Annotated in this window: 5 protein-coding genes; all 5 read right to left on the bottom strand. The window is 39.7% G+C overall.

Features of this window, described 5'->3' with window-relative positions; genetic code table 11:
* Positions 1-920: 920 nt before the first annotated feature.
* The 5 genes from EHW67_RS08215 to EHW67_RS08195 all read right to left on the bottom strand — a co-directional run bounded on the left by EHW67_RS08215 (position 921) and on the right by EHW67_RS08195 (position 14,728).
* Positions 921-2,399, bottom strand: coding sequence for a SusD/RagB family nutrient-binding outer membrane lipoprotein (locus EHW67_RS08215; protein WP_126161899.1), 1,479 nt, complete (start codon positions 2,397-2,399; stop codon positions 921-923).
* Between the two features lie 19 nt (positions 2,400-2,418).
* Entirely contained in the window at positions 2,419-5,595 is a 3,177-nt protein-coding gene (locus EHW67_RS08210; protein ID WP_126161898.1) for a SusC/RagA family TonB-linked outer membrane protein, read from the bottom strand.
* A gap of 345 nt (positions 5,596-5,940) precedes the next feature.
* Positions 5,941-8,967, bottom strand: coding sequence for a DUF6797 domain-containing protein (locus tag EHW67_RS08205; protein WP_126161897.1), 3,027 nt, complete (start codon positions 8,965-8,967; stop codon positions 5,941-5,943).
* A 582-nt stretch (positions 8,968-9,549) separates the two neighbouring features.
* Positions 9,550-12,012 (bottom strand): glycoside hydrolase family 95 protein, encoded by a 2,463-nt coding sequence (locus EHW67_RS08200; protein ID WP_126161896.1) that lies wholly within the window; start codon positions 12,010-12,012, stop codon positions 9,550-9,552.
* A 154-nt stretch (positions 12,013-12,166) separates the two neighbouring features.
* Complete coding sequence (locus EHW67_RS08195) at positions 12,167-14,728, bottom strand: M60 family peptidase N-terminal accessory domain-containing protein (protein ID WP_126161895.1); 2,562 nt, start codon at positions 14,726-14,728, stop codon at positions 12,167-12,169.
* Between the last annotated feature and the right edge of the window lie 196 nt (positions 14,729-14,924).

Here is a 14,924-nt window from a genome sequence, read left to right as displayed (position 1 = left end):
TTTTTTTTTTTTTTTTTTTTTTTGATTTTGCTCTGTATTGGATAGAACTTGGATCAAAAAAAATGGAGTAGCAGCTAAAAAAGAACACCGCTACTCCGAACTAACTCAAACTAATTCAATAAATACTATTTTTAAATATGTTACACCAATGCTTAGCTTTCTAAATTAATACGAAACTTTTTTGTTTTCAATTCTATTTTTACATTCAGGGTTAACTGCTTTGTTAAAGCAAAACCATAGTGAACAGTCAATTATTTTTACAGATTATTAATATAGGTTTAATAACAGGGTAAAAATATGACTTTTTAGACATTTATTTAGGGTTTATATTAGCTTTAAGTAATACTTTATTAACATCTTTTGTTCTTTTATAAGCTTGTCTTTAATAGGTTTACTGTTGTTTTTGGTTGTAAGTAATTTTAAATCAATTGCTTGTGTTGTTTTTAAATGCTATTGGAGAATTGTGGAATTAAATTTTAAATCCTTATTAACTTAATGTAAAAAAGTATAAAAATTAGTTCTTTGGTATTAATTGGGATCTATTTTATGTTTTCTTTATAAAGTAGCTGTTTTATTTGTTGAAATCTTAAGGCCATTGTTGTCCTGGTAAATTGTTTTATGAATTGAAAAAGGTTTCAAGGGTATTATTTCCTTTTTATGTCAATTTTAGGTGTTAGGGGTCTAGTGTTGTTTTAGCTTGTAAGTAATGACTATAGTGTGGTTATTCTAGTGGTTTTTTTTGGGGTTTCGGGTGATGGTGCATAAAGTCTATTGCTTATTGGTGAATTGACTTGTATAAATATAGATGGGGTAGTGATTTTTAATTTTATATAGAGTGCAGAAAAAAAAAGGGAGCAGCATTAGTAATTCAATGCCGCCCCCAATTCAACTCAAAGACTAAATCTAATTATGGGTATGGTTTATTCAACGCCTTCGCGCTTATCCCACCACATTTTAGTGCCATAAAAAATATCTTTTTCCACTATATCGAATGGGAAATTTGTATTCAGTGATTTTTCGGAATCCGGATAGGACATCCTTAATGGGTGTCTATTATGGGAGCCGGCATAGTCTCTTGATACCTCTAAGATTAACGGAACATCTGTTCTTCGGACTTCTGCCCATCCTTCTACACTTTGTTTGAATAATGATATCCATTTTTGAAGGCGTATTTTGTACAAATTGCTAGTAGTGCCGCTATCCCATGCAACTTCTGTTTCTGTTAAGAATGTTGATATATCGGCGGGATCAATGTTGTTTTCTTCCAAGGACATGGTAACACCTGTCTCGTAAGCGGACTGTGCCATGTCTCCACTAATTAAATCCCGCTCATAGGCCTCTGCAAGTATAAAGTATACTTCGGAGGTATTCATGAAAGGAGAAAAGCCTGCTGGATCATTGCCAAACCTGTCCCCGATATGGGAAACATTATTTCCGTTGTTCAGGGTGTCACTTAATTGGTTGGGGCCAAATTCATAACCTCTGTATTCACCATATAGGTTTTTGTCGGCATATACAGGGAGTCTTGGGTCGTCATTGGCAAGTAGTATGGAAACTAAAGCGTTACTTATACGGTATCCATCCGTTTTGTTGCCGTCTGCAGCACCCATTCTGGCATACCAGGGTTCTACATCTGGTAAAACCCCTGGCCACCATAAGTAGGCATTGTCATCATTGGTTTCCATGATAGGGTAGGAGCTTGGGTTGTTGACTACATTGGCCAGTTCTAATTTGGCGGTGGCTTCATCAGCAGAAGACATTCTTATTGCTACTCTTAGTCTTAGTGAATTGCAAAATTTTTGCCATTTTTCAATGTTGCCCTTATAGAGGAAATCGCCTTCCCCGGTACTTTCGGCATTGGCGTCGAATAAATCGGCGGCAGTTTTAAGCTCGGCTAATATTTGGGTGTAAACTTCCTGTTCTGTATCATATTTTGGGTATATGATATCACTGCTTTCAAGTGAGAATGCTTCGGAATAAGGAATTGACCCCCACATATCCGTAGCCTTATGGGCCATATAGCTTTTAAGGGTTAAAGCGGCAGCATATAAATTGTCGTTATTTTCGTCTGTGGCAAGTTTCATGGCTTCAACTGCATAGGTCATTGAAGCGTACATGGCATCCCATTGACTGTTGTTGATCCCAACTCTATATTCATAGTCACCGGCCCCAATTGCCGCATTATAGCCAGAAAAAGTACCTGCATAGTAAACATCAAGTCTTTCTCCAAAAAGTATTTGTGAGGAGTTTAGGATTGCTTTTCCCAAAACATTGGACGCAGGAACTACTGTTGCGCTGTTGGGACTCACGTTCATGGCGTCAAAATCCTCTGTACACGATCCTAGTAATAGTGTAATTGTAAACAGTACTAGAAATGAGTTTTTTGTGTTTATTTTCATAATAATATTTTTTTTGATATTAGAAACTAGCTGTTAATTTAAATCCGTAGCTTCTTGCGGTCGGTATCTGGAAATTTTCATAGCCAATACCCGACTCACCACCGCCAAAACCTACTTCAGGGTCAATACCATATTCTTTGGTTTCCTTGTCTCTGTAAAGGATAGCCAGGTTTCTTCCTACAAGGGATAGGTTTAACCTGGAAATAGCATTTATTTTTGAGACATTAAAATTATAACCAACTGCGAGTTCTCTTAGTTTTACGTAGGTGGCATCCAGAATGGAATATTCATGATTGTTCCAAACCCAGGAACCGTTAAAGTATTCTTCTGCGGAAACCCGAATATCATTTGGTGTGCCGTCCTCAAAAACTCCGTCAACAATTAACCCTGTTTCCCTAACGTTGTTCTTTACCGTGTTTTCATAGGCTCCGGTAGGATAGGAGTGCCATGCTGTTGTACTGAACATGTCACCTCCAATTTGTGCATCTACCAAAAAGCTGAGGTTTACTCCTTTGTATCTAAAGCTATTGGTTATACCTCCGGTCCAATCTGGTGTTATATTGCCCAGTTTTACAGCTGCATTGGTAGTAGTTGGAATACCATTGGAATTTACTACTATTTTTCCATTGTCATCCCTTACAAATGGTAGTCCCCAAAGGATACCCCATTCTTCACCGGGTATACCTAAGGTTTTTACCCCGCCAAAACCACTGGAAATTTGGTAGGATTCCAGATTGCCGTATAAGGAATTCACCATGCCCTTGTTTTTGGCCCAGTTTACCACTACATCCCAATTAAGACCTGTTTGGTTTTGAAGTATGTCTGCAGACAACATTAATTCTACCCCTTTGTTTTCTATTTCACCGGCATTTAATAACATACCACTGTATCCTGTTGTGGTAGATGTGGTAACGGAAAGGATTTGGTTAACCGTTGTTTGGGTGTAGTAGGTAAAATCCAGTGCTATGCGGTTTTTCCAAAAACGAATGTCGGCTCCAATTTCATATGAAGTGGTCTCTTCAGGTTTTAGTCCTGATGGCGGTAGGGTACGTGAAGGGGTAAAAACGGATACCCCATTAAAGGTCCCTGCAGAATAAGTGGTATTTAATTGGTAAGGGTCTGTGTCACCTCCAACCTTGGCCCAACCACCTCTTAGTTTGGCATATGAAAGTATGTCTGATTTTAAAGATAGGGCCTCGGTAACATCAAAACCGCCACTGACAGAAGGATAGAAATAAGATCTACTTTCTTTAGGTAGGGTAGAACTCCAGTCATTTCGGCCTGTTATGCCTAAATAAAAGACCTTCTTATAGGATCCATTCAAAGCAAAATAGGCACTGTTTGTTTCATATTCGCTCTCGTACATTCCGGTACCAGGGGTACCCTTAACATTGGAAATGGTGTATAGATCCGGAACGGTAAGGTCCGAGGCGCTTAGTCTAATGTTGTGGTATAAATTTGACCTTTTGTTGGCGCCAATAAGTCCGTCTACACGTATATCGTTAAAAGTCTTATCGAAATTTAAGGTAACATCTGTGTTTACTTCCTTTTTATTGATGTGCGATTCACTAAATTGTCCGCCAAGACCCAATCTTGTGTTTCGGGCTGTTCCGGCTTGGGTTATGCTTTTTCTTATTTCATTGTAAAAATCCAATCCTATCTGGCCGTTCGCTGTTAGCCAATCATTTATTTTATAACTTACCGCGGCATTACCATAAATTCTTTCCCTGTTAAATGCATTGGTATTTCTCCAGCTGTAAAATGGATTATCACCATTGTTCATATACTCCTCATTGCCTTTTTCGTAAAATAAGTCTTTGGCATATTGGGTTGGGAAATTCCTGGGTCTCCAGGCAATTATACCTGCCCAGCCATATCCATTCGCGGGAAGGTTATCACTTTCTTTTTTTGTGTAGGTGAAGTTAACAGAGGTTGTTAACTTTTCTGAAGGTGTTAGGTTGACATTGGCAGAAAGAACGTTTTCTTCCTGTCCTGTGTTGTTTATCATACCTTGGGTGTCTACATTTGTATAAGAAATTCTTCCAGAGGATTTTTCGCCGTTAGCAGTAACGGATACATTGTTTTGAATGGTGACACCGGTGTCAAACCATTCTTTAATGTTGTCAGGTCTGGACACATAAGGACTGTTAGGACCGGTAGACCATTGGTCCAATAATAGGCCTGCATCCAATCTAGGTCCCCAGTTTATTGAAACAGCATCGTTTGTACCGCCTCCAATTCCATCTACATAATTGAATGAAAATTGTTTGGCGTATTCGTTGTAGGTTAAATTTGTATTGTTGGTGGAATTGTACCTATTATAAATGAATTCACTTCCATTTCTTCCGCCTCCGTATTCATTTTGAAGGTTGGGGAAATAGGATGCCTTATCAAAAACAACCGAAGAATTAAAGTCGACTCCTAGTGATTTGCCATTCTTACCTCCTTTTTTTGTGGTTATTATGATTACCCCATTTGCCGCACGGCTGCCGTATAGGGCAGAGGCATTGGCTCCTTTTAAGACCGATACGGATTCAATGTTATTGGGGTCAATGTCCGATGCGGTATTACCCCAGTCTACCCCACCATTACCGGCAAGGTTTGGTGATGAGTTGTCAATTGGTGTGCCATCAACAATAAATAAGGGCTGGTTTCCTGAAAATGATGAATTTCCACGAATTACAATCCTTGAAGAAGATCCAACCGTACTACCGCCATTGGTTACCTGAATACCGGCAATTTTTCCGGAAAGGGAATTTATGACATTGCTTTCAGGTGTAGTGGTCAATTTATCGCCGCCCAGCTCTTGAACCGCATAACCTAGCGTTTGTTTTTCCCTGCTAATACCAAGGGCGGTTACCACCACTTCGTCCAAAGCCTGTGCATCCGGCTCCATGCTTAGGTCTATTGTGGTTTTTGAGCCTACGGTAACCTCTTTGGTGATATAACCCAAATAACTAAAACTTAAAACATCGGTAGGGGAGGCTTTAAGTGTATACTGTCCGTCAAAATCTGTTGTGGTACCTGTAGAAGTGTTTTTGATCAATACGGTTACGCCAGGTAATGGGGCGTTGTTCTCGTCACTTACGGTTCCCGTAATATCCAGATCTTGGGCAAAGGTTTGGCCCGGGGCTACAAGTGTAATACCAAGTAGAAGCAACCTGGATATCAGGTTGAGCTTAAATGTTTTTTTCATGTGTTATTAAAGTTAGATTAATTAATCCATGAAATTAGTTTATTAAAAACTTTTAGAGCTCCTCGCTATTAGCGAATGACTGTATTATTTTAACAATGAAGAATGGTAATATATTGTAAAAGAGTGTTTTGTTATGTAGGTGGGTATAATGGGCGGTAAATGTAATAGCTCCTTAATTTTGTGTTCAGGTGTGGATTTAAATTGCGTATAGGGCGTTTTAATGATAATTATTGCTCATTATTTGATAATTATTGTTACTTATAATTATAATATTAATAAGTTTTTCGCAGGCCATTCTTTCCTTATAGCAGATCGCCAAGAGTGTCAAGATAGGTAAGTAATATACTACTCCCTTATTGTAATTTCATTAAGGTGATGTATAGTATTCTGGACTTTTCCCTGTAATTCATTACCGTGTATATCGGTAACTTTATAGGTGATTTTCATGACGTCTACCGGGGCTATATCGGGTAGGACAAGTTTTAATTTCTTGCCATTCTCCGCTATCCTAAGCTGTGAAATATCCAGCGTTTTTACATTGTACCGCTTAGAACCATATTTTCTGCTCCTGAGCAATTCCCAGGTTTGCACCTCAAAATTAGTACTGACTTTTGATTTGGCAGCATCCAGTTTGCTAGCAAAGGACAATACAATGCCATCCTTTTCAGCACTTAGGTCAATAGGTGTTGAGAGTGGCTTCCCGGTATAACGAAGTCTGTAAAATTCCCCACCTTTCATGTTTTGGGAAGTGCCCCAGGCAGACATTCCACAGGCATATAGATTGCCGTCTTGCTGATTAAATCTCCCTCGCATGACCCCGGTCATAAACTTTACGCCCGGAAGGTCTACTACGCCTGCCTGTCTTTGGTTTCCAACTTTTTCGTGCAAAACAAGTTGAATCTTGCCGTATCCATAGGAAAAGCTGAGCAAGCTTTTGTTCAAGGGGCCCCATTTTTCGCTGTCTACCCATAAGAGTTCTGAGGGAGATCGGTCAAACTCCATGTCTATCCAGGCCATGGGTTGCTCCATACCCAACCTCGTGGTGTCTTTGGGTGGATTGTATCCCCATATATTGCCATAGAACTTGCCTTTGCCCTCTACCCAATTAATCCTGTTCATGGGGTTCCAGAAGCCCTGTTGATCCGTAACTATAAAACTCCCATCAGGATTGATGCATACACCATTTGCAGCTCTGAATCCAGTAGCGATGATGTCTGATTTAGAACCGTCTTTACTAACTTTCAACAGAGTGCCGTGTTGTGGTATTAAGGCCTCTCTAGCGTGTCGGCCACTTTTAGCATAGTAGAAATTACCTTGTTGGTCTGTTTGTAAGCCCATGGCAAACTCATGAAAATGATCGGTTACCTGGTGATCGTTATTGAAACTCTCGTAAAAGTCTGTTTCCCCATCTCCGTTTAGATCGTGTAACTTAACTAGTTGGTCCCTACAGGTGACATAGATTTCATCCTTTACAACTTTAATGCCCAATGGCTGAAATAGGCCGCTGCCAATTCTTCTCCATCGTAGTTTGCCGGTTTTGTCCGTAAGCCCCTTCACAGACCATATGTCACCGTCCGTGGTGCATAAGATTCCCGTGTTGGCATCTTCTAGAAAATCTATTCCGCTTAATTTTAAACGGCTGTCCCAAGGGTTGTCATAGGGAGGCGTAAGTTGGTCCATGGCTATGGGACCATCTTCCTTTCCTTTTACAATTGTGGTGACAATTTCCTGTTTGTAATGTGGTTCCCCGCCCTGTAGGTGTTTGTGCAAATTTTCCGGGCCAGTGGCATTCTGAACAATTTTGGAAAAATCCTTTGCTTGGGTTCCCGCTATGAACAATTTTATATTGGCTGTTTCACCCTTTGGAATTTCGAGAACTACAAAACCATCTGAGTTGCTTAGCGAGGCTCCTTCTCCTTTAATTTCAACTTTTACCCCTTGTGGAGCCACCCTCATCCGCAATGTTTTGTCTGAAGGCTCAATATTCAAGGTTCTGGTAAACACCATTTGTTCGGCCGATTTCTCCATGCCAAGAAGCTCCAGAATATTAGCTTTCCCTACGCTATAGGAGATAATGATGTTTTTACCACTGTGGTAAATTCCCTTAAAGTGGGACCATTTTTTTGGAAGTGGACCAAACCTACGACCATCGCGGGCTTTGAATCGTGTATCTTTAAATGACCCGGTTTCTGGATCTGCCCATGCCGGTTGTACTGGAGTTTCAAAATGTAGTTTGCCAACGGTTCTAGGGTAGGTTTCATGATGGCCGTTCAATAAAATACCCTCCCAGTCTATAAATCCTTCCCCGGTCCATCCGCCTGCGACCCGCATCAGGTCATGGTCGAAAATCATCCAGGCTTTGCCTTTGGAAACACCGCCGGAGCCCTCATCCAACCTAACCGCTATTCCTTTATATGCAAAATTGTTCTTTAAATAGTTCTCGTCAGCGTAAGGTCGTGGTCCAGGTGAATGAAATCGTTCAATTCCAGTTTCAGAATCTACCAATTCATAGGTGTTGATTAGAAAATTTCCGTAATCCATATCGGACCAGGGGTGATAGGGTTTGGTAGCAGGTCCTTTTGAGGATCCCTTGGGCAAGTTTGTCAAATATTCGGAATCAACCTCAAAATAGGCCGACTTGTTGTGGTTTTTTATGTAGTTTTCCCTGATAAAGGCTATTACATCATATTTTTCTTGGGGTGTTAGTGCCATCTGTGGAGGCATAAGTCCAGCCCCTTTGGTTATCGTTTTATACATGGAATAGGGATCGTTACCATACTTAAAAGGCTCAGCCCAAAATTTAAGCGAACTGGGAATGGATCCTTCTACCTCAGGAACGCCATGGCAGTTTATACAGTTGGAGTTATAAACCAGGCCTCCGCGCTTCAGGGCATCTCTGTCGATGGCTTCGATCATTCCCTGGTGATCAATGTTTTTTTCATAATCGTTTAAATCGGAATCATCAAGAACATAGGTTACCTGGGTTTCCTCTACAATGTCTTTTTGGTTTGGGGCTCTGCTGGCCTTTAAAGTAATTTTTTCGCCATTGTCCAACCCTGTACCTATAAAACTATCTGCCTTAAACTCACCGCTTATTGTTACTTGTTTGTTGTTAAGCTTTATGTCCATAGACATGCTGCTTCCTTCCAAGGTTATATTTTGGATACTGGTTACGCCTAAATCAGGGGAGACCATGCTTCCGGTATAGCCGTCCTTGTTTTTTATGAGTTTAAGGGTTCCCGTCTTAGAGTCCTGTTGTGGTAATAAAATTTCATAATTCCAGATACCCTGATGCTCCTTTTCGGATGAACAGTTAAAACAAATCCCAACTACGAGGAACAAGCAGGCAAAAGATAGCATTCTTCTTTTCATAAAAATCAATGTAAATTATGTTTTACTTATTTATTCAATTATTCTTCATAAAAAATCCAAACGTCTTGGGTATTTCAGATAGGTAATAATTTTTGAAATTTCTTCCAATTTTATCAATCTTACTGTTATAGGTTTGATAATTAGCTCAAATTATCAAATTGTAAGGTAGTATAGGCTATGTATTTTAGCTTTAACCTATACTATTTCAACAAGTCGCCAGAAAAATGGGATATAAATAACAATGAAATGTATTGTTATGGGTTGTAGTATGCCCTATCTAAAGAATTTAGAATGTTTTGAGCAGGTAGTTGTAACAGTGGTAAAATATATTCTAGTGGATATTGTACTTAAACTAATGGAATGCTGATTATAGATTAAGGGAAGAAGGACTAGATATACTTTCTGACTATATGGTTTTTGCCTGTTAAAGCATGTATTGGGGGTACTCGTTAAAAGGCACGATATTTCTTTCGGTAACATATGATCTGTGCCATGGTGCATTTAAAAAGAATGGTCCTTTGGGAAATTATCCCCAAAGGACCATTCTTTTTTCAACCAAGGTTTTTAGCCTGAACAGCCTGTTTATAGTCCGGACATAGTATAGGTTTTTCCTTTTGTTGTTTTAAACTCTATGATATTATTCTTGTGTTTTTTAACGGGGATTTGTTTGCCATCAGAATACACCTTGATCTTTTTGGTTGTTTTTAATTTACAAGGCATACCTGCTTTAGATAAAATTTCCAAGGAAGTAAGGGTTTTGTTCTTCCAGCTAAAATCGAGTTCAAAACCTCCTCTGGCACAGACGCCGTCAAAATGTCCATTTTCCCATTCGCTTGGAAGGGCGGGCAATAGGTCTATGTAACCTTCGTGGGATTGCAATAACATTTCAGTAATCCCTGCAGCAACACCCAAAGAACCGTCTACCTGAAACTGTCTTGAACAAATGGCAAATAGAGATGGAAAACATTGTTCTTTTAGATAGCCCTTAAAAACTTTATTGGCCCTATCACCATCCCCCAATCTTGCCCATAAATTGGTTTTCCAAGCTCTAGACCATCCAGAGGCGCCATCACCTCTTAGCTCCAGTACCTTTTTTACGGGTTCTATTAGTTCAGGAGTCTGGTTAACGGAGATTACCTTTCCGGGATAGAGCCCGTATAAATGAGAGGCGTGCCTATGGTTTTTTTCCATTTGGCCATAATCCTCTGTCCATTCCTGAAGCGTTCCGTCCTTACCTATTTGGGATGGAACCAAGCGTTTTCTGGCTTCTGCTACCTTTTTAGCAAAGTCGGCGTCCACGTCCAAGATGTCGGTGGCAGAAGCATAATAACTAAACAGGTCTTTGAGTACTTGCATATCAATAGTAGAGCCTGCTGCAATGGTCGTAAAATAATACATACCGGTTACTTCATCATAAAAATATTTATACCCTTTTCCTTCAGGAGGATTCTCTGGGGAATTGGAAGGGTTGGTTACCAACCAGTCTTTACCAGGATATTCTATCAAGAAATCCATAAAAAACTCAACAGAACCTTTCATAACCGGATAAATTTCTTTCAGGTACTCCTCGTCCTGCGTAAAGAGGTAGTGTTCCCACATATGTGTAGTTAACCAGGCACCTCCAACGGTAAAAGTACCCCAGGTAGGTCCGTCCATAGGTGCTGCCACCCTCCAAAGGTCAGTGTTCTGATGAAACACCCAACCTTTGGCTCCGTAGTGCTCCTTGGCAACTTGGGAACCTTGATCCGTTAACTCCTTTATCATGGTGGTTAAGGGTTCTGAAAGTTCCGAAAGGTTTCCGGATTCCACGGCCCAATAATTCATTTGAATGTTGATATTGGTGGTATACTTGGAGTCCCAGGCCGGATTCATATCATTGTTCCAAATTCCTTGCAGGTTGGCAGGTTGTGTTCCCGTCCTGGAGGAAGATATGAGTAGATATCGTCCAAAGTTATAACATAAGGCAGCCAGCTGGGGGTCTGGCCTGCTTGGGGCATTGCTCAAACGTTCATCAGTAGGTAAAAGAGAGCTTGGGGTAGTTGGTAAGCTTAAAGAAACTCTATCAAAGAAACCCTTGTAGTCATTTAATGCATCTTCTTTAATTTTGGTAAAGCTTGTTTTCTCCAAATTTGTTAACATGTCTGCAACACGGGCTTCTTGGTCTGCACTTACATCCTTATAGTTCACAAAATTTGTGGCGGCTACGAAATATAAGGTTACGGCATCGGCATTTTTTATGCTGAGAATGGTATCATCCATTTCCATACTACCTCCTTCTGGCTTGGCCTTGATCTGTGCCTCATATTTTAATTTGCCCTCAATGCCAAGGTAGTCGGCCGACTTACCTGTTAATCGCAATTGACCGTTGCCAATACCGTCCATTTTAAAGTAGTCGGTGGCATAGTTGGAGTGGGCGGAGTTCCTTACACCTCTAAGTTCGGCATCAAATGTAATGCTACCGGGTTTATCGGCTGTAATACGGATGGCGATGGTCTGGTCTATAGCCGAAGCAAATACCTCTTTGGTGTAGTTTACATTGTTTACGGTATAGGTATCCGTAACAATTCCCGTCTTAAGATCCAAAGATCTTTTGTAGTGTTCAACACTGTCATTTCCGAAGAACAGATGTAGGTTGGCCATGGACTGGTATTTCATTTGTTCTACGGGATACCCCATCATAGTACGGCCAAAGAGTTTGTGGGCTTTTATGGGTTCACCGTTAAATATTAGTTTCTGAATCTCCGGAAGCTTTTTATAACCCCCTTTTACTACACTATTGTAAGGGCCGCCAGTATAATAAGTGTCTTCGTTGAATTGAATAATTTCCTCATCGTATTTACCGTATACCATTGCCCCTAGGCGTCCATTCCCAACCGGAAGGGCTTCCTCCCATTTGGAGGCGGGTTTATTGTACCAAAGCAGCGTAGCTGGGTCAAAAGAAGCCTGTTCGCTTGTAGATAGGGTTGGCTGAGCTGCACTGGATTGGGCAATTAAAAAAAATCCCGTCAGGAAGATAGCGCAGAGTATTGTTCTTTTTAATTCCATAATGTGTTACTGTTAATTGATGCTTTTTTCATTGTTGTTTGCCATTGGAATTACCTAATGGGATGCGTCTTTCTGGTCTTTACCAATGAGACGTATTTTGTAAGCTTTTAAAATAAAAAAAACAGGGGGCATAAAGCCCCCTGTTTTTATCAGTTTATTTAGTGTCTTTTTGTTTAAAATAGAACTTTACATCGCTTATGCTATTCCAGTCATTGGTTTCATTTCCACGACCAATAATCTTCACATAACGTGCTTTTCTGGAAATAGAATATGAATCAAAGGTAGCTGAGGATTTAGTACTTGACAAACCTTGTTTTACAGCCATAAAAGTTTTATTGTCCCTAGAAACTTCTATGTCAAAATAATCGAATCTAGATTTTCCCTTTTCAAAATTAATCTCTAGGTCACAAAGCTCATAAAGCGCTCCTAAATCGTAAAGTAGGTATTCCCCATCGCCTTTAGCAGTCCATTTTGTGGCCGGGTTATTATCCAAAGTGTTTTCTGGACTTGTAGCTGAACTTGACTTCACTGAAATAGGGTTAATTTTGATACAGGATGAATTATCTTCTTCCGGTCTACCGTCAGGGAAGTAGAGGTCTATAATACGTTGTATTTGATTTACAGCTGCCTGTCCTTCCGGTTCATTGTAATCATTCCACCACTTTTTGAGGAAGCCCGGGTAATAACTTTGTGAAACATGATCATGGAAGGAACTCTTTTGAATTTTAGCTTCAGAAAAGTCTTCCAAACCAAAATTCCTAAAGGCGGTGTTATCCATGGGAACTATGGTCTTGTAAAATGATAATTGATCGTAAATAGCAGTAGATTTTTTTAAATTATTTTTTTGGATCTCTGCTTCCAAGCTTTTAAAGTCTATTGGATGAACACCCCAAAAATGAATAAGTGGGCGTAAATCATAACCAGCTGCTTGGGACATTCTTAAAATTCTGTCGTCGGTAGGAATTTCGTTTACGCGATTGGGGTAGGAATAATTTATTTCTCCTCTATCCCACATTTCACTGGTATTTGCATAGAATTTCTCAATCGCTTCCCAGTTAAAAAGTCGTACCAAATCGGCATATTTGGCATGGCCTCTTGGTTGATAAGAGAACTCTTGACGGTAGTCACGAGTTTTGGAACTCATAGGATTTCCTAATCTAAAATTTTCCGTTATCATCCAGCTAATGGCAGCTTCTTCAATAGAATGTGATATCCCATAGCCGTTAAACGATTCTTCAAAAGCCTTATTCAACTCTACTCCAAACTTTTTGTTGTGAACAGCAACCCATAGGAAATTGATCATAGATTCAATCTCACCTTTGAATTTATAGATTTTTTCTGCGTGTCCCTGTTCGTGGAACAATACATTGGTTAAATACCCTCTTTCATTTCTTGGGCCATCTATTAGGTAACTGCTATGATATCCTTTGTAATCTGTGTAAGGATCGTATGATACATTTGATTGTGGATATCCGGGGAAGTTTGCTTTTCCTCTTTTTATTACATCTACCTGCATGTATATTACTGTCTTGGACCTTCGCAGAGGTCGCCCTATAAGTGTTGAAATAGCGTCCATGGCCATATCCCAATCATCCATGGTTGCTTCAATATTATCAAAAGCATATATCCAAGATGTGGGCACCTGCATCATTACTTTGTCCGTTTCAATATCTGTCCATGGGGCATCACGTAATCGTTCTACATTTAGCCAATCACTCAGACTGGTCTTATTGGCTACAGTTCTTGCATAGTAGGGGGAGCGAACAACATTTTCTAGGGTAATATTAAGGATACCTAAATCTTTTTGATAAGGTACATTTATATAAACACCACCTCCCAACGGATTGGCAATCGTTGTTGTAGTACTATTTATGTCGTATTTGGTAGTTACCCGATCCATTCTTTTAATGGTCGGTTTTTTTGTTAAGTCCCAAGTATGTGCGCCCACTAATATAGTTGCGCCAATGCCAACCAAAGAGGACGGAACGGTTACTTTTGCAATACTTCCAGGGGCCAAATAACAGCCTGTTGGCCGCCTTGCGTCTTCTTCTATATAATTGGATGGTGTGCCCTTTACTTTTACATGGGTTCCATTAATTTTAATGGTGTAACTTTGAGAGGCATCAGCTGGAGGCGTAACCGAACCTGGAAAATACGCTGAGGTTTTAAATAATCTATTGTTAAATAATTTTGGGTATGCGCTCAGGTTAGCTTCTGTGTAAGAGTAATCTATAACAGACTGCATTATTACAAGCATTAAATTCTCCAACTCGTAACCCGATGCTTTTCTATCAAACCCTCCTTGGGATTTAGTACCTTTGGTAAATAAACCTCCATATTTGGATTCGTACAAGTCAATTACTTCCAATCCCAGTGTGATAACCTTATGATTATCTGCAAAAAGTTTATTTTCCTGGGCTATAGCACTGCCCAAGGTCTCTAAGTCAGCTGCTGATAAGGTAGTTTTGCCTGAAAGATGTTTTTTTACTTTTTTTAAATCAGCTAATAACTCCTTCACTTCCAATTTGTTAAAAGTGGCATCTACCTGGATATTTTTCTTTGGGGAAGGGGTTGTTGATTGGGATACGTTTATTGACCCAATTGGGCTTGACGTATTGTAAGGCTGTTCCATAAACGAATCATGGGCAAAAATTGATGTTGTTAGTGCAAACAAAGGCAATGTTAGGAATTGTTTGAGCCGTAGTTTTTTTTGCATAATAAAGTTTTATTTAAAATGTGATTTAAGAAGTTTGCTCCTGTATTATCAAAAGCTTCTCTTCATAAAATTCTGGATCTTTTTTTAAGCACAATATTATAATTATAAGAAATAAAACAAGCATAACTTATTGGCACAACACTGTACTATTTTGATAAAATTGGATCACGGGAGTTTTTTATGGTCGTTTCAAAAG

The sequence above is a fragment of the Arenibacter aquaticus genome, assembly GCF_003957295.1.
GTDB classification, from domain to species: domain Bacteria; phylum Bacteroidota; class Bacteroidia; order Flavobacteriales; family Flavobacteriaceae; genus Arenibacter; species Arenibacter aquaticus.
The sequence above is the reverse complement of the archived record's forward strand: the minus strand, read 5'-3'. Positions and strand labels throughout refer to the sequence as shown.